We start from the raw sequence: 16,490 nt of genomic DNA on the forward strand, positions 1-16,490 counted from the left end.
CGAGCAGGCTCGCTCCCACATTAGACCGAGTTGTTTGGACGAATGCGGTCAACTGTGGGAGCGAGACCGGCTTGCCGGCGATAGCGGTATCACTGAAGAAGCAAATTACCCAGCCAGACCGACAAACATGTCCTGCACATCATCGTGGTTGTCGAGGCCTTCCAGGAACGCTTCAACCTCAGCCATCTGCTCGTCGCTCAGGCCGCTGACCGGGTTCTTCGGCTTGTAGCCCAGCTTCGCCGACAACACGGTGAAACCCTGCTCAGGCAAGGCTTTCTGCACCGAATCCAGATCGGTCGCTTCGGTGATGAACAGGGTGGCGCCGTCATCCGCAGGTTCGAAATCCTGTGCGCCCGCTTCGATAGCGGCCATTTCCGGATCGGCATCCGGGCTGTCCGGGGATGCCTCGATCATGCCCACATGGTCAAAGTCCCACGCAACGGAACCGGAGGCGCCGAGTTGGCCCTTGCGGAACGCGACGCGGATTTCAGCGACGGTACGGTTGATGTTGTCGGTCACGCATTCAACGATCAGCGGCACCTGGTGCGGCGCGAACCCTTCGTAGGTCACGCGATGGTATTGCACGGTTTCACCGAGCTGGCCGGAACCCTTCTTGATCGCACGTTCCAGGGTTTCGCGGGGCATCGACGCCTTTTTTGCCTGTTCGACCACCAGACGCAGGTGTGCGTTGGTCGCGGTATCGGCACCGTTACGCGCAGCAATGGTGATTTCTTTCACCAGTTTGCCGAAGATCTTGCCCTTGGCGTTGGCTGCCGCTTCTTTGTGTTTAACCTTCCACTGTGCGCCCATTACTCACTCTCTTATCTATGGCGCCGAGACATCTATTGGCCGACGCTTTGCGCAAGTTTATACGGCCTAAAGTTGGCAATCGACCAAAAAATCCATCCTGTCGAATCGACTTCTTCACCGCTGGTTGTAGGGCGATTCTGAAACGTCGATTTGCGGTGACCATAAAGGGCCACGGTTTCGTACCCTCTGTGCCCGTACTCCCTGGCAGAAGCGCGATTGATGCACAACGACAAGGAAAGTCCCTTCACCCTGACACTGCTGGAAGCCGATTTGAGTTGGCAGGTGGTTCAGTTCAGTGGCCATGAAGCGCTCAACCAGCCCTATCGATTCGATATCGAAGTGATCGGCCTGTCACCGGCGATGAGCCCGGATCGCCTGTTGCAACAACCGGTGTTCCTCAGCCTGACGCAAGGCCTTGGTATTCATGGCGTCGTCCACAGCGTCAGCCACGAACATCGCGGCCCACACTGGATCGGGTACAGACTGGTGGTGGTGCCCTGGCTGCAAAACCTCGACCGGCAGCGTTGCCGCCGGGTGTTTCATCAACTCAATGTGCCAGCGATCCTGCGCCAGTTACTCGCAGAAAACTCAGTGCCCGAAGACAGCTATCGTTTGGAGCTGCCGAACGGGCGTTATCCCGTCAGGCCGTTTTGCATTCAGTTTGACGAGAGCGACCTGACGTTCCTGCAACGCCTCTGCGAAGAAGAAGGCATCCACTATCACTTCGAACATCAATGCGACGGCCATGTGCTGGTGCTCGCGGATGACTGCCTGAGTTTCCCCCAGGAACCGCTGCTGACGCCGTTTCATGGCGACACTCCCGGGCACGCGAACGGGCCGGTGATCAACGAACTGTTCCAGCGGCACACCTCACCGCCACTCTGCGCGCACCCCGCCCCGCCACCGCTCGATCGCGAACGGCTCAGCCGCCGAATACTCGAGCGCTTGCGCTGTCTGCATCGGCAGATACAGGGTCAAAGCAATCACAGCGAATTGCGCAGCGGACGCATCGTGCAAGTGTCGGAACATCCGTTGCAGAACTTCAACGATCAATGGCTGCTGATCGAGCTCCGTCATCAGGGACAGCAACCGTCGATTCTCGCCCCGGCCACCAGCGACATGAGCCGGCGTTACAGCAATCAGTTCACCGCCATTGCGTGGTCAACGGTGTTCCGCCCCGCGCTGACACACGCCAGGCCCGGCATTCCGGGCTTCCAGACCGCGCGGGTGCTCGGCCCGGTCGGCCAGCCTGCGGTGCTGGATGAACAAGGCCGGATACAGGTCAGGTTGTGGCCCACCCCGGAGTCCGATGACGATGAATCCCCCGGCCTTTGGCTGCCCCTGGCTCTCGCCACAGCGGACGGTCGGATCGATCCGTCGAAGCTGCCGGTCGCCGGCACCGAGGTGCTCATCAGTTTTCTCGACAGCGATCCGGACCGTCCGGTGTTGTGCGCGACGGCGAGCCATCCGCCAGTGCCTCGAACCACCCGACAACCACGCGGCGATGACCGGCTGCTGCTCGATTGGCTGATCAACCGTCAGGCCTGATCAGCCCTTGTCCGCCTTGCCCGCTGCCGCCGCGAATTTCGCCAGGCGCACGTCCAGATGCCGTGGCCGACGCCCGTGATCTTCGGCACGCTCCTTGCGGCGGATGGCGTTGCGCACCATCAGCGAACCGAGGTAGCGAATCGGCTCCGGCGGGAAGAAGCCCAAGGGACCGTTGACCAGCGGTGAACGGGTCCAGGCATTGTCGAGCCCCTGAACCATTGAAGCGAGAATCTGCCCGCCCATGTGACAGGGCCCGACCCCGCTGCCGGAATAACCGAAGCCGTAGAACACATTCCCGTGGGCGCTCATCTGGCCGAAGAACGGTAAACCGGTGACCGAGCGATCCGACGGACCGTTCCACGTCGCTTCGACTTTGACCTCGGCAAACGCCGGAAAAAACTCGCTGAGGCTGTGCTGCAACAGGCCTGCATAGGGCGACGGCTGATCGAACACCGGCAGCATTCGGCCACCGTAAGCGAACGTGTTGCCGCCCTTGCCGAGCATGATCCGGCCGTCCGGGGTGTTGTGGTAGTAGTGCACGAAAATCCGTGAATCGAGCACCGTGACACCGCTGGTCAATCCGATCTGGTCGAGCAGGTCCGGCCGTGGTTCGGTGATCAGCATGTCGCTGGAGACAATCGCCACACTGCGCTCGAACTGCGGGAACGCGCGGGCCATCCACGCGTTCATCGCCAGCACCACCCGGTCCGCGCGGACAGTGCCGTGCGGGGTCTGGATCCCTGCCGGTTTGCCCTCCTCCAGTCCGGTCATCGCGGTGTTCTCATGAATCCTCACGCCCAACTGCAACGCCACCCGGCGCAAACCGCGCACCAGTTTGCCCGGTTGCACGCTGGCGGCGGCCGGTGAGAACCAGCCTTCCAGGTGTTTTCGGGAACCGGCCATGCGCTGCACATCCGCCACCGGCCGTTGCGTGAACGAGTTGATGCCGTGGCGTTCGAGCGCTGCGATCACCGCGTCGGTCGAGCCGCATTGGGCGCGGTTGGTCGCGGTGTAGAGCGTGCCGTCGAGGCGGTAATCGGCGTCCACGCCGTACTGTTCGCAGAAGGTGCCGATCGCATGGATACTGCGCTCGGATTCCTTGACCAGCCGCACCGCCTCTTCGACGCCGAACAACCTTTCCAGGGTGAAATACTTGGCCGACCACGACAGCGCACAACCGCCGTTGCGGCCGCTGGCGCCGGCACCGCAGATGTCGGCTTCGATCAGCAACACATCCAGTTCCGGGTTCTGCTCCTTGAGCATGATCGCAGTCCACAAACCGGTGTAGCCACCGCCGACGATGCAGACATCGGCGCGGGTGTCGCCGGGCAAAGGTTCACACGGCGCGCACGACTCAGCCGCCAGCGCCTGTTCCAGCCAGAAAGGTCTCATCGGTATTTCCTCAGGTACGCAGGGGTTTGACGCTCATCGGCCGGTTCGGCACGAATGCAGTTTCGCCACGCAGGCCAGCCGGGCGGCTATTCCAGTAGGGGATCAGCACCAGCGCTGAAAACAAGGCGCAGCCGGCGAAGATAATGAACACGGTGACCGAGTCGAAGTAGCCCGGCAGCAAACCGCCGAGAATCGCCCCGACCGAGCCGCAACCGTTGACGAAGCCCGCCGACGTAGCGCCGGCCTTGGCGGTGCCGAAATCGATGGCCGCCGCGCCGCTGATCATCGAGTCCGGTCCGTACAGGGTCAGGCCCATCACGAACAGCAGCGCCACCACCAGCATCACACTGCCGGTGTGCAAGGCGCCCATGAACAACGCCAGCGAAATGGTCAACGCAAGCAAACTGATCACGCAGGCCGGCATGCGTCGGGCGCCGAACAGTTTGTCCGAGGCCAGCCCGAGCAGGATCGGCCCAAGCAACCCGGCCAGTTCAAACGCCGTCGGGATGATCGCCGCACCGACCTTGCCCACGGTCGGCATCTGCTCGAAAACGATCACCGGCCCCCACAACAGAATCGCGTAGCGCGCCGGTTTCAGCAGGAAGTACGCGAGCCCGAGAACCAGCACCGTGCGGTTGCGCAGGATTTCCTTCAGCGGTTCCAGCACGCTGATCTTGCTTTGCGCATGTGCCTCTTCGGCGGTCATCTCTGGTTCCGGTTCGATCGCTGGCAAGCCAACGTCTTGCGGTTTGTTGCGTTGCAAAATAAAAAACAGCACGGCGACCAGCCCAACCACCGCCGCACTGGAAAAGAACGCCGCATGCCAGCTACCGATGAGCGTGTACGCCCACCAACCGGCAAACGGCGACGCCACGAGCCCGCCAAAGGCATAGCAGGAACTCCACAAACCCAGCACTCGCCCGCGCTGTTCAGCGGGGAAGAAACTGCCGATGTTCTTGCACAGCCCCGACCATCCGGTGGACTGGGCCAGCCCTTGAATCAGCATGCAGGTGGCGAAAATCGGTAACGTTGCGAAGCTGCCCATCACCAGCGCAGCCGCAGCAGAAATCAGCAAGCCGCCGAGCACCACGACCCGTGGGCCAAAGCGGTCGGCGAGGATGCCCCAGGTGAATTGGCCGATGGCGTAGGCCGCGAGGTAGATGGCGTCGAGGTTGGCCATGGCCATTTTGTCGAGCATGAAGGTGGGGTCTTCGGCGATCCCCAGTTTGGCCACGGAAAAGGCTTTGCGGGTGAAGTAGAAAGCGGCGTAGGCGAGCCAGGTGATCGCGAAGATCTGCACGCGCCAACGCTTGATGGTGCCGATGTGCTTGTTCATTGTGGTTCTGACCTCAGGGTGTGAGTGTGCCGGCAGAATTGGAAGAAAACGCCTGTGTTTTTTATTGTTGAGCACTGCGATATCGCTGCGTCCCTTTGGCGATACCGGTCAGATGAGTCCTGCAATTGCACGCGCAGGCTCATGGTCACGGAGGCTGTTCGACTGACCAGTCACCGCGACTGGAGCCGATAAAAACAATTACTGATTAATAAGTGAAATCGATTTATCGTATTTCCAATATAAGCTCAGCTTGTTACTGGAGGTTTCGATGTCGGTTTCCCACGCCCAGCTCAAAGCCTTCCATGCCGTGGCTGTTCACGGAAGCTTCACCAAAGCCGCCGAGCGGCTTTTTCTCACGCAACCGGCGATTTCCGACCAGGTGCGCAAGCTCGAAGAGCGCTTCGGGGTATTGCTGTTCCACCGCAACAAACGTTCAGTGCGCCTGACCGATCTGGGTGAGCGCTTGTTGAGCATTACCCAGCGATTGTTCGTCATCGAAGCCGAGGCGCAGGAGTTGCTTCAGGACTCGCAGGCGTTGCAGACCGGCAGCCTGATTCTGGCGGTGGACGCGCCGGTGCACGTGCTGCCGCAGATTGCGCGGTTCTGCGAGCGCTACCCCGGCATCAGCGTGAAGATCGAAACCGGCAACACTGATGAATCGCTGTTTCGGCTGTTCAACTATCAGGCTGACCTGGCGTTGCTCGGGCGCGATGTCAGCGATGAACGATTGATCTCGCTGCCGCTGCGCAATGACCCGATGGTGGCGTTTGTTTCGCGCAATCATCCGTGGGCCGACCGCGAGTCGATCTGCCTCGCGGACCTCGACGACACGCCGCTGGTGCTGCGGGAAATCGGCTCGGTGACGCGTCAGACACTGGAGGAGGAAATGGCCGGCGCCGGGTTTCGGATTCGCCCGGCGATTCAGGTCGAAGGCCGGGAGGCGGCGCGTGAGGCGGTGGTCGTAGGGATTGGGGTGGGCGTGGTCTCGGCGGCAGAGTTTGGTGCGGATTCGCGGGTGTGTGCGCTGCCGATCACCGACTGCAAGCGGCGGCTGACGGAAACGCTGGTGTGTTTGCGCGAGCAGAGTTCGCGACGGGTGGTGGCGACGTTTCTGGAGATGGTGCGCGAGAGTCTGGTGTAGACCCTTCTGGCCCCATCGCCGGCAAGCCAGCTCCTACACTGGATCCGTGGCGCTCACATACCCCTGTAGGAGCTGGCTTGCCGGCGATGGCCGCGCCACGGTCTAACTGACCGGCGCCAACTCGAAAAACGCCTGAATCAAGCGCAAATCCCGCCGCCGCTCCATGCACCCGATCATGTGCCGGTTCACCAACCCCTCACCAATAATCGGCACCGCCGCCACCCGCGGGTCGTGGCTGACCTCCACCGACGACACCACGCCAACCCCCAACTGCGCCGCGACGGCCTCGGTCACCGCCTCGCGACTGTCCAGTTCCAGCAACACCCGAGGGCTCACCTTCGCCTGAGCGCAAGCGTCATCGAACGTGCGTCGAGTAATCGAACTCGGTTCGCGCAACACCATGATGACCTGATCCAGCTCCTTCAGCGGCACCCCTTTCGAACGCTGCGCCCAAGCATGCCCCTCAGGCACCAGCGCACAAATCCGCGACTCGCTCAGCGCCTGCAAATGCAACCCTTTGCGCGGCTCAACCTCGGTCAGCACCGCCACATCGGCATGTTCCGACAACAGCGCCGCCAGGGTTTCCTGCGCATTGCCCAGGCGCAGGTTCACGGTGATCCCCGGATACCGAGCGCGCAGGCTCGCGAGCATCGGCATGACCATGTGCGGCCCGTCCGCCGCCACTTCCAGACGCCCGGTGAGCAATTGCCGATTGGCCTCCAGCATCACTTGCGCTTCTTCGGCCAGACCAAACATCGCCCGGGTGATCGCAGCGAGTTTGGTGCCCTCCTCCGTCAGTTCGACCCGCCGCGCGGTGCGCCGCAGCAAGGTGATCTGGTAGTGCTCCTCCAACGCCTTGATGTGCCCGGTGACCGCCGGTTGGCTGATGAACAGCCGTGCGGCGGCCCGGGTGAAGCTGCCCTCGCGGGCCACCGCATCGAAAGCGCGGAGCTGGAACAGGTTCATGAATAACCCTCACTGATGGCTGGCATAACAACAAACAATTTGATTGATAGCACGGCAAATTGCAATTTAAGCCCCGTAGCTTCATCCCATCGATTGCGAGGACACGAGAATGAGTACTGCCGAACCCATCCTGCTCACCCCCGGCCCGTTGACGACGTCAGCCCGCACCCGTCAGGCGATGATGGTCGACTGGGGTTCATGGGATGACCGCTTCAATCAACTGACCGCCAGCCTCTGCGAGCAACTGCTGGCGATCATCAACGGCGGCGACAGTCACCACTGCGTGCCCCTGCAAGGCAGCGGCACCTTCGCCGTCGAAGCGGCAATCGGCACGCTGGTGCCTCGCGACGGCAAAGTCCTGGTGCTGATCAACGGTGCCTACGGCAAACGCCTGGCGAAAATCTGCGAAGTGCTCGGCCGCGCCTTCAGCACCTTTGAAACCGCAGAAGACGAACCGACCACCGCCGCCGACGTAGACCGTCTGCTGCGGGCCGATGCCAGCATCACCCACGTCGCGCTGATCCACTGCGAAACCAGCACCGGCATCCTCAACCCGCTGCCGAAAATCGCCCAGGTCATTGCGCAACACGGCAAACGCCTGATCATCGACGCCATGAGTTCCTTCGGCGCACTGCCGGTGGATGCGCAACAGGTGCCGTTCGACGCGCTGATCGCCGCCTCGGGCAAATGCCTGGAAGGCGTGCCGGGGATGGGATTTGTCTTCGCTCGCAAAGACGCGCTGGCAAATGCCGCCGGCAACTCGCATTCGCTGGCGATGGACCTGTTCGACCAGCACACCTACATGGCCAAGACCGGCCAATGGCGCTTCACCCCGCCAACCCACGTGGTCGCGGCGCTGCACGAAGCTCTGCTGCAATACAACGAAGAAGGCGGTTTGCCGGCGCGGCATCAGCGTTACGCCGACAACTGCAAAGTGCTGCTCGATGACATGGCCAGACTCGGCTTGCGCAGCTTCCTGCCCGCCGCGATCCAGGCGCCGATCATCGTCACTTTCCACGCGCCGAAAGACCCGCGTTACCAGTTCAAGGAGTTCTACGAACGCGTCAAGGCCAAGGGTTTCATCCTCTATCCCGGCAAATTGACCCAGGTCGAAACCTTCCGCGTCGGCTGCATCGGCCACGTCAACCAGGCCGAGATGCACGCGGCGGTGGCGGCGATTGCCGAAGTGCTGCGCGAGATGGAAGTGCTCGAAATCTGAACCACAGGCGCCTCAGCTGTTGTAGGAGCTGGCTTGCCAGCGATGGACTCAACAGCACCGCGTCATCCAGACAACACGCGTCATCGTTAACGACCTTCGCTGGCAAGCCAGCTCCTACAAGGACATCGATACTCATGAACTACGCAAACCCAACCAAACTGCAAGCCGCCATCCTCGACTGGGCCGGCACCGTGGTCGACTTCGGCTCCTTCGCCCCAACCCAGATTTTTGTCGAGGCCTTCGCCGAATTCGACGTCCAGGTGTCCATCGAAGAAGCCCGTGGCCCGATGGGCATGGGCAAGTGGGATCACATCCGCACCCTGTGCGATCAGCCGGCCGTCGCCGAACGTTATCGCAAGGCCTTCGGCCGCACGCCGACCGACGATGACGTCACCGCCATTTACCAACGCTTCATGCCGCTGCAAATCGAAAAAATCGCCGAGCACTCGGCGCTGATCCCCGGTGCACTGGAGACCATCGCCAACCTGCGTGCGCAAGGGATCAAGATCGGTTCCTGCTCCGGCTACCCGAAACAGGTCATGGACAAAGTGGTCGAACTCGCCGCCACCAACGGCTACGTCGCCGATCACGTGGTCGCCACCGACGAAGTGCCCAACGGCCGCCCATGGCCGGCTCAGGCACTGGCCAACGTGATCGCCCTGGGCATCGACGATGTCGCCGCGTGCGTGAAGATCGACGACACCGTGCCAGGCATTCTTGAAGGTCGTCGCGCCGGCATGTGGACCGTGGCGCTGATCTGCTCGGGCAACGCGCTGGGCCTGAACTACGAAGGTTATCGCGTCCTCGGCAGTGACGAGCTGGACAGCGAACGCAAGCGCATCCACGCACTGTTCGAAGGCTCGCGCCCGCACTACATGATCGACACCATCACCGATTTGCCGGCCGTGATCGCCGACATCAACCAGCGGCTGGCCAACGGCGAAATGCCGCAAACCAACTGATCCCCCGCATTCCCCTGTAGGAGCCAGCTTGCTGGCGATAGCGGTCTTCCATTCAGCAGGCATGTTGACTGATCAGACCTCATCGCCAGCAAGCCGGCTCCTACAAGGGGAATTGTGTTTTTTTGCTCAATCACCTGACTTAGAGCATTGAACCGCCAATGGCTTGAGGCAAACCGTGCGAAACAGGCTTACAGTTAACGCACACCGTCGACCAAGAACGGTGGCCTGACCCGACCTGTGAGGAACGCCGTATGCCCTGGAAGAACTCCGACTCACGCTACAGCACCGTGTCGATCACGCTGCATTGGTTGATGCTGGTGTTACTCGCGGTGGTTTACGCCAGCATCGAGTTTCGCGGAATCTTTCCCAAAGGCAGTGGTGGCCGAACGCTGATCGTTGAAGCGCATTTCATGCTCGGTCTGACGGTGTTTGTGCTGGTGTGGTTGCGGCTGTTCGCACGCAGCTTCGGCCCGGCGCCGCAGATTTTCCCCGCTTCGCCACACTGGCAGACCGTGCTGGCCAGATTGATGCACTGGGCGCTGTACCTGTTCATGATCGCCATGCCGATTCTGGGATGGCTGGTCACCAGCGCAAAGGGGCATCAGGTGATGTTCTATGGCATTGATCTGCCGATGCTGCTGTCAGAGGACAAGGAGTTGGCCAAGCAAATCGAAGGCTGGCATGTACTCGGCGGCACCATCGGTTACTGGCTGATCGGGCTGCACGCCGTGGCGGGGATTTATCACCACTATGTGGTGGGCGACAACACACTGCTGCGGATGATGCCCAAACGCGTAAACCGTGATACCTGAAAACAACGCCCCCCCTGTAGGAGCGAGCCTGCTCGCGATGGAGTGTCAGTCGACACCTTTTTAACTGACACACCATCGCGAGCAGGCTCGCTCCTACAAGGGTATGAGTCGCGACGAAAATCCGCGGCGGCCCTGCAAGCCGCCGGTGTGGATGAAGATCAGTCGCGTACCCTGTGCGAATCGTCCGGCTTTGACTTGCTGCTTGAGCGCCAGCAGCGCTTTGCCGGTGTACAGCGGTTCAAGGGGAATGCCACTGGCCTGTTCGGTTTGCGCGATGAAATCCAGTAACAGCGGATCGACTTTGGCGAATCCACCACGACTGGCGTCGAACAGTTCGTAGACCGGATGATGCAAGCCCGCTTCCTGCACGATCGATGCGATTTGCTGCGCCACGCCATGATCATCGGGAACCGCCAGCGCGCCATAAACCGGATGATCCCCCGCTTCAGCCAACGCCAGGCCGGCCAGCGTAGTGCCCGTTCCGCAGGCCAGCCACCAGCCGTCAAAGTCGCTCCAGCCCAGACCGTTCAGTTGCGCGCCGACCATCGACTTCAGTTGCATGCAGCCCTTCGCCCCCGACAAACCGCCGCCACCTTCCGGCACCGCAAACAGCTCAGGGTATTGCGCCTGCCAGGGTTCCCAGAAACCCGCATCGTGCCGCGCGCGATAGCCGCCATAACCGAGCCAGTGCAACTGCATGCCGAAGGCTTGCAAGTCTTTCACTGTGGGCGTTTCCTGCGGATGGCCGCGTAGTAAACCAACGGTCCTGAAACCGAAGCGCTTGCCGGCGGCAGCCAGTGCGTGAAGATGATTGGAGTGAGCACCGCCGAGGCTGATGATGCCTTTGGCAGCGCCAAGGTCAGCCGCTTTGAGGTGTTCGATGAGCTTGAACCACTTGTTGCCGCTGATCAGCGGGTCGATCTGGTCCAGGCGCAGGATGGCGACTTCGATGCCTGATCGGGTTAGCCAATCAAGATGGAGGGGGTCGAGGCGGGCTTGGGGAAGCCAATGGGAGGAGGGAAAAAGCATGGCGCCTGAGTGTGCTCGGATAGAGCCAGCATTCTAGTCGCTCATAGGCAGCCATCGCGAGCAGGCTCACTCCTACATTTGATCTTCGTTGCTACAAAGATCGAGTGTAGGAGCGAGGCCTGCCCGCGAAGGCCATTGGCACGCTGGACCTGCTGTTAAAGCTCAGCAGCCAACCGCGAACCCTGATTGATGGCCCGCTTCGCATCCAGCTCCGCCGCTACATCCGCGCCGCCAATCAGATGCACGTTCTGCCCTGCTGCAACCAACCCGTCCTGCAATTCGCGCAACGGATCCTGACCGGCGCAGATCACGATGTTGTCCACCGGCAGCACTTGCGGCTCGCCGGTTTCGCCGATGCGGATGTGCAAACCTTCGTCGTCGATCTTCAGGTATTCGACGCTGTTGAGCATCTGCACCTGCTTGTTCTTCAGACCGGTGCGGTGAATCCAGCCGGTGGTTTTGCCCAGGCCGTCGCCGACCTTGGATTTCTTGCGTTGCAGCAGGAACACTTCACGCGCCGGTGCATGCGGCTCAGCCTTGATGCCGGCGACACCGCCACGCGCCTGAAGATGCGTGTCGATGCCCCACTCTTTCCAGAACGCTTCACGGTCCAGGCTGGTGGCAACGCCCTGATGCACCAGGAACTCGGACACGTCGAAACCAATCCCGCCCGCGCCGATCACGGCGACCCGTTTACCCACCGTCTTACGCTCAAGAATCACGTCCAGGTAGCTCAACACCTTGGCGTTCTCGACGCCCGGAATCGCCGGCACACGCGGCGCGATGCCGGTGGCGAGGATGATTTCGTCGTAACCGCCTTCAACCAGTTTCGCCACATCGACCCGAGTGTTCAGGCAGACCTCGACGTTGGTGGTTTGCAACTTGCGGTTGAAGTAGCGCAGGGTTTCAAAGAACTCTTCCTTGCCCGGCACGCGTTTGGCGATGTTGAACTGACCGCCGATTTCGCTGGCCGAATCGAACAGCGTCACCTGATGACCACGCTCGGCAGCCACGGTTGCGGCCGACAGACCCGCAGGGCCGGCACCGACCACGGCGATTTTCTTGATCTGCTGCACCGGCAGGTAGTTGAGTTCGGTTTCATGGCAGGCCCGCGGGTTCACCAGGCAAGTGGTCAACTTGCCGCCAAACGTGTGATCGAGGCACGCCTGGTTGCAACCGATGCAGGTGTTGATTTCATCGGCACGGCCCTCAGCGGCCTTGTTGACGAAGTCGGCGTCGGCGAGGAACGGCCGCGCCATGGAGACCATGTCGGCATCGCCTTCGGCGAGAATCTGCTCGGCGATTTCCGGGGTGTTGATGCGGTTGGTGGTGATCAGCGGAATGCTCACCGAGCCGCGCAGCTTGGCGGTGACTTTGCTGAACGCCGCACGCGGCACTTTGGTGGCGATGGTCGGAATCCGCGCTTCGTGCCAGCCGATGCCGGTGTTGATGATGGTTGCACCGGCCTGTTCGATGGCCTTGGCCAGGGTCACGATTTCTTCCCAGCTGCTGCCGCCTTCCACCAGATCGAGCATCGACAGGCGGAAGATGATGATGAAATTCGGGCCTACGGCTTCGCGTACACGGCGGACGATTTCCACCGGCAGGCGCATGCGGTTTTCGTAGCTGCCGCCCCAGCGGTCGGTACGGTGGTTGGTGTGAGCCGCGAGGAACTGGTTAATGAAATAACCTTCGGAGCCCATGATCTCGACGCCGTCGTACTCGGCTGTTTGCGCCAGGGTCGAGCAGGTGACGAAATCGCTGATCTGCTTCTCGATGCCTTCCTCGTCCAGCTCTTTGGGCTTGAACGGGTTGATCGGCGCCTGAATGGCGCTCGGCGCAACTTGCTTCGGGCTGTAGGCATAACGGCCGGCATGCAGAATCTGCATGCAGATCTTGCCGCCCGCCTCGTGCACCGCGCGGGTCACGATCTGATGCTTGAGCGCTTCTTCGAGGGTGGTCAGTTTGGCCGCGCCGGAATACACACCGCCTTCGTCGTTCGGGCCGATACCGCCAGTGACCATCAGGCCGACACCGCCACGGGCGCGCTCGGCGAAGAAAGCAGCCATGCGTTCAAAGCCGCCGGGCTTTTCCTCAAGACCAGTGTGCATCGAACCCATCAGGGTGCGGTTGCGCAGCGTGGTAAAACCCAGGTCCAACGGAGCCAACAGGTGCGGGTAATGAGCGGCGGTCATCGGTAACTCCACAACGAGCGTTCACGGAAAAAGTGTGGGCGCTCTTTGGCGCCCCTCTGTCATGTGTAACAGACTATGAGCACTCCCCCGGCCGCTCAATGACCGAAACTGACAACTTAATGATCCAAATGCGCAACGGCTCGGGTGTCGGACGTTTGCGCCATCTCCTCTGCAATTAACCCCGGGGAGTCAGGGTGCGGCTGTCGAAAGGCAGCGCAAGTGCACTGAACCCAATGAAAATTCGTATACCATATCTCCAACTCAATCCGAACGACTGCCGCCGTGACCCTACCCAAATTCAATGCTCCAGACTTGGGCAATGCGCCTTCGACATCTGAAATCATCACCCGCCATCTGCGTGACGCCATCGTCGCCGGGCATTTCGCCGAGGACGAGCCGATTCGCCAGGACGACATCGCCCGGCAGTTCAACGTCAGCAAGATCCCGGTGCGTGAGGCCCTCAAGCGCCTGGAAGCCGAAGGCCTGGTGATGTTCCAGCGCAATCGCGGGGCGATGGTCACACGGGTGTCCGATGCCGAGCTGGCGCAGATGTTCGAAGTGCGCATGTTGCTCGAAGACAAGGTGCTTCGCCTGGCCATTCCCAACATGACCGAAGACACCTTCGCCCGGGCCGAACGCATCTGCCAGGAGTTCGTCGGCGAAGATGATGTGGGACGTTGGGCCGAGCTCAATTGGGAACTGCACGCCTGCCTCTATGAACCGGCACAACGTCCGTTTCTGGTGAGCCTGATCCGTTCGGTCAACGACAAACTGGAACGTTACCTGCGCATGCAGATGAGCCTTTCCGCAGGCAAGGAGCGCGCCGATCACGAACACCGGGAGATCCTAGAAGCCTGTCGCGCCGGTGACGTAGACCGGGCGGTGAAGCTGCTGGACGAACACATCGCCGGGGTCTGCAAAACCCTGTTCGAGCACCTGCCCCACCACCACTGACAGACCGCGACACTGTGCCGATTTCGTCATCGGCACCGGGTAAAACCATCAAGCCTGCAAGCCCCCGCACGGGCCACTCTTGCGTTCACTCATCTGAACGGACGTGGCCCACTCATGAAACGTATCACCGTGATTGACTCCCACACCGGCGGCGAACCCACCCGCCTGGTGACTTCCGGTTTTCCAGAGCTGGGCACCGGAAGCATGGCCGAACGTCTTCAACGGCTGGCTGAACACCATGACCAATGGCGCACCGCCTGCGTGCTCGAACCGCGAGGCAGTGATGTGCTGGTCGGCGCACTGCTGTGCGAACCGGTTGACCCTGCGGCCTGCGCCGGGGTGATCTTCTTCAATAACTCGGGTTACCTCGGCATGTGCGGCCACGGCACCATCGGCCTGGTCACGTCGCTTGCTCACCTTGGCAAAATCGGACCGGGCGTGCACAGCATCGAAACGCCGGTCGGCACGGTGCAGGCAACCTTGCACGACGACCACTCCGTCAGCGTGCGCAACGTGCCGGCCTACCGTTATCGCAAAGCCGTGGCGCTGCAGGTGCCGGGAATTGGCGAAGTGGTCGGTGATATTGCCTGGGGTGGCAACTGGTTTTTCCTGATCGCCGAGCATGGTCTGCGCGTTGCCAGCGACAACCTTGATGCGTTGACCGCCTACACCTTCGCCGTGCAGCAAGCACTGGACGTTCAAGGGATACGTGGCGAAGACGGCGGGTTGATCGACCATGTCGAACTGTTCGCCGAGGATGAGCAGGCCGACAGCCGCAACTTTGTGCTCTGCCCCGGCAAGGCCTACGACCGCTCGCCTTGCGGTACCGGCACCAGTGCAAAACTGGCGTGCCTGGCAGCCGATGACAAATTGCAGCCGGGCCAGATCTGGCGCCAGGCCAGCGTGATCGGCAGTGAGTTCGAAGGCTCCTACGAACAGCACGGCGAGCGCATCGTACCGACGATTCGTGGCCGCGCCTTCATCAGCGCCGAAGCCAGCCTGATCATCGAACAGGACGACCCGTTCGCCTGGGGCATTCGCCCATGAGCCAAGGCCTGGTGGCCGATGTCATCGTGATCGGTGCCGGCATCATCGGTGCCGCGTGCGCCCAGGCGCTGGCCCGGCGTGGCTTGCGCGTGCTGGTGCTGGACGCTGGCTTGCACAGCGCGACGGCCGCCGGTATGGGCCACTTGCTGGTGCTCGACGACAACCCGGCCGAGCTGGCCCTGAGCCAATACTCGCTGCAACGCTGGCGCGAACTGGCGCCGGACTTGCCGCAAGGCTGCGCTTACCGCAACAACGGAACGTTGTGGCTGGCAGCCAATGCCGAAGAAATGGCCGTGGCCCACAGCAAATACCTGAACCTTCAGACCCAGGGCGTTGCCTGCGAGTTGATCGCTCGTAACGCCTTGCGCGCCCGTGAACCTGAACTGAGCGAAGACCTCGAAGGCGGTTTGTTGATCAATGGCGACGGCATTCTCTACGCTCCGGCGACCGCCAACTGGATGCTCGACACCGCCGACATCGAACAACGTCGGGCGCGGGTCAGCGAGGTCGATGGCAATCGCGTGCGGCTCGATGACGGCCAGTGGTTGAGCGCTGAGGCAGTCATATTGGCCAATGGCATCCAGGCCAACGACCTGTGCCCCGAGTTGCCGATCGAGCCGAAAAAAGGCCACTTGCTGATCACCGACCGCTATCCCGGCAAGGTCTCCCACACGCTGGTGGAACTGGGTTATGTCACCAGCGCCCACAACGCCACAGGGCCCTCGACCGCCTGCAACATTCAGCCCCGGCCGACCGGGCAACTGTTCATCGGCGCCTCGCGACAATTCGGCACCACCGACCCGCAGGTCGAAGGCTGGATGCTCGCGAAAATGCTCAAGCGCGCCACCGAGTACATGCCGGGCCTGGCTCAGCTCAACGGCATCCGCGCCTGGACCGGTTTTCGCGCCGCCAGCCCCGACGGGTTGCCACTGATTGGTGAACACCCATCACGCAAAGGTTTGTGGCTGGCGGTCGGTCACGAGGGACTGGGAGTCACCACGGCCCCCGGCACCGCCGATTTGCTGGTCGCGCAACTGTTCAATGAGACGCCGCCATTGGCGGCGCAAGCCTATCTGCCG

The 16,490-nt window shown here is 61.6% G+C and carries 14 protein-coding genes; 8 read left to right on the plus strand and 6 right to left on the minus strand.

The genetic code is table 11. The features are described 5' to 3' along the window. Positions 1-105: 105 nt before the first annotated feature. A complete protein-coding gene (locus tag PMI32_RS14265) occupies positions 106-810 on the minus strand; it encodes a YebC/PmpR family DNA-binding transcriptional regulator (RefSeq protein WP_008029612.1) in 705 nt (234 codons plus the stop codon). Positions 811-1,029: 219 nt separating this feature from the next. Between PMI32_RS14265 and PMI32_RS14260 the strand changes: the two genes are divergently transcribed. Further along, positions 1,030-2,358, plus strand: a complete 1,329-nt coding sequence (locus PMI32_RS14260) for a type VI secretion system Vgr family protein (RefSeq protein WP_008029613.1) — start codon at positions 1,030-1,032, stop codon at positions 2,356-2,358. Here the strand turns inward: PMI32_RS14260 and PMI32_RS14255 are convergent, their stop codons facing one another. Next, entirely contained in the window at positions 2,359-3,756 is a 1,398-nt protein-coding gene (locus PMI32_RS14255) for an FAD-dependent oxidoreductase (RefSeq protein ID WP_177318886.1), read from the minus strand. A 4-nt stretch (positions 3,757-3,760) separates the two neighbouring features. Beyond that, entirely contained in the window at positions 3,761-5,086 is a 1,326-nt protein-coding gene (locus PMI32_RS14250) for an MFS transporter (protein ID WP_008029615.1), read from the minus strand. 268 nt (positions 5,087-5,354) lie between these two features. On the opposite strand from PMI32_RS14250, the gene PMI32_RS14245 reads away from it, so the two are divergent. Further along, the gene (locus tag PMI32_RS14245) at positions 5,355-6,227 is read left to right on the plus strand and encodes a LysR family transcriptional regulator (RefSeq protein ID WP_008029617.1); all 873 of its coding nucleotides are present in this window, start codon (positions 5,355-5,357) and stop codon (positions 6,225-6,227) included. Positions 6,228-6,329: 102 nt separating this feature from the next. On the opposite strand, the gene PMI32_RS14240 is transcribed toward PMI32_RS14245, so the two are convergent. Further along, positions 6,330-7,193 carry a LysR substrate-binding domain-containing protein gene (locus PMI32_RS14240; RefSeq protein ID WP_008029619.1) on the minus strand — a complete coding sequence of 288 codons (864 nt, stop codon included), beginning with the start codon at positions 7,191-7,193 and terminating at the stop codon, positions 6,330-6,332. Positions 7,194-7,302: 109 nt separating this feature from the next. On the opposite strand from PMI32_RS14240, the gene PMI32_RS14235 reads away from it, so the two are divergent. The 3 genes from PMI32_RS14235 to PMI32_RS14225 all read left to right on the plus strand — a co-directional run bounded on the left by PMI32_RS14235 (position 7,303) and on the right by PMI32_RS14225 (position 10,186). Beyond that, entirely contained in the window at positions 7,303-8,412 is a 1,110-nt protein-coding gene (locus PMI32_RS14235; protein WP_008029621.1) for a 2-aminoethylphosphonate--pyruvate transaminase, read from the plus strand. 134 nt (positions 8,413-8,546) lie between these two features. Further along, positions 8,547-9,374, plus strand: coding sequence for a phosphonoacetaldehyde hydrolase (phnX, locus tag PMI32_RS14230; RefSeq protein ID WP_008029623.1), 828 nt, complete (start codon positions 8,547-8,549; stop codon positions 9,372-9,374). 251 nt (positions 9,375-9,625) lie between these two features. Then, positions 9,626-10,186 carry a cytochrome b gene (locus PMI32_RS14225; protein WP_008029625.1) on the plus strand — a complete coding sequence of 187 codons (561 nt, stop codon included), beginning with the start codon at positions 9,626-9,628 and terminating at the stop codon, positions 10,184-10,186. A gap of 93 nt (positions 10,187-10,279) precedes the next feature. Here PMI32_RS14225 and PMI32_RS14220 read toward each other — a convergent pair whose 3' ends face one another. Beyond that, on the minus strand, positions 10,280-11,215 hold the full coding sequence (locus PMI32_RS14220; protein WP_008029628.1) for a 1-aminocyclopropane-1-carboxylate deaminase/D-cysteine desulfhydrase: 936 nt from the start codon (positions 11,213-11,215) through the stop codon (positions 10,280-10,282). A gap of 155 nt (positions 11,216-11,370) precedes the next feature. Then, a complete protein-coding gene (locus PMI32_RS14215) occupies positions 11,371-13,410 on the minus strand; it encodes an oxidoreductase (RefSeq protein WP_008029630.1) in 2,040 nt (679 codons plus the stop codon). Between the two features lie 282 nt (positions 13,411-13,692). On the opposite strand from PMI32_RS14215, the gene PMI32_RS14210 reads away from it, so the two are divergent. The 3 genes from PMI32_RS14210 to PMI32_RS14200 all read left to right on the plus strand — a co-directional run. Next, positions 13,693-14,364, plus strand: a complete 672-nt coding sequence (locus tag PMI32_RS14210) for a GntR family transcriptional regulator (RefSeq protein WP_008029632.1) — start codon at positions 13,693-13,695, stop codon at positions 14,362-14,364. 114 nt (positions 14,365-14,478) lie between these two features. After that, entirely contained in the window at positions 14,479-15,411 is a 933-nt protein-coding gene (locus PMI32_RS14205; RefSeq protein WP_008029633.1) for a 4-hydroxyproline epimerase, read from the plus strand. Continuing rightward, positions 15,408-16,490: NAD(P)/FAD-dependent oxidoreductase (locus tag PMI32_RS14200; protein WP_008029635.1), on the plus strand; the 1,083-nt coding region annotated here is incomplete at its 3' end. The genes PMI32_RS14205 and PMI32_RS14200, both read left to right, overlap by 4 nt.

This window comes from Pseudomonas sp. GM60, assembly GCF_000282415.1.
Lineage (GTDB): Bacteria > Pseudomonadota > Gammaproteobacteria > Pseudomonadales > Pseudomonadaceae > Aquipseudomonas > Aquipseudomonas migulae.

Excerpts from the sequence above, each read along its gene's own strand:
- PMI32_RS14265 (WP_008029612.1), bottom strand. The coding sequence starts at position 810 with ATGGGCGCACAGTGGAAGGTTAAACACAAAGAAGCGGCAGCCAACGCC.
- PMI32_RS14260 (WP_008029613.1), top strand. The coding sequence starts at position 1,030 with ATGCACAACGACAAGGAAAGTCCCTTCACCCTGACACTGCTGGAAGCC.
- PMI32_RS14250 (WP_008029615.1), bottom strand. The coding sequence starts at position 5,086 with ATGAACAAGCACATCGGCACCATCAAGCGTTGGCGCGTGCAGATCTTC.
- PMI32_RS14245 (WP_008029617.1), top strand. The coding sequence starts at position 5,355 with ATGTCGGTTTCCCACGCCCAGCTCAAAGCCTTCCATGCCGTGGCTGTT.
- PMI32_RS14240 (WP_008029619.1), bottom strand. The coding sequence starts at position 7,193 with ATGAACCTGTTCCAGCTCCGCGCTTTCGATGCGGTGGCCCGCGAGGGC.
- PMI32_RS14235 (WP_008029621.1), top strand. The coding sequence starts at position 7,303 with ATGAGTACTGCCGAACCCATCCTGCTCACCCCCGGCCCGTTGACGACG.
- phnX (WP_008029623.1), top strand. The coding sequence starts at position 8,547 with ATGAACTACGCAAACCCAACCAAACTGCAAGCCGCCATCCTCGACTGG.
- PMI32_RS14225 (WP_008029625.1), top strand. The coding sequence starts at position 9,626 with ATGCCCTGGAAGAACTCCGACTCACGCTACAGCACCGTGTCGATCACG.
- PMI32_RS14220 (WP_008029628.1), bottom strand. The coding sequence starts at position 11,215 with ATGCTTTTTCCCTCCTCCCATTGGCTTCCCCAAGCCCGCCTCGACCCC.
- PMI32_RS14215 (WP_008029630.1), bottom strand. The coding sequence starts at position 13,410 with ATGACCGCCGCTCATTACCCGCACCTGTTGGCTCCGTTGGACCTGGGT.
- PMI32_RS14205 (WP_008029633.1), top strand. The coding sequence starts at position 14,479 with ATGAAACGTATCACCGTGATTGACTCCCACACCGGCGGCGAACCCACC.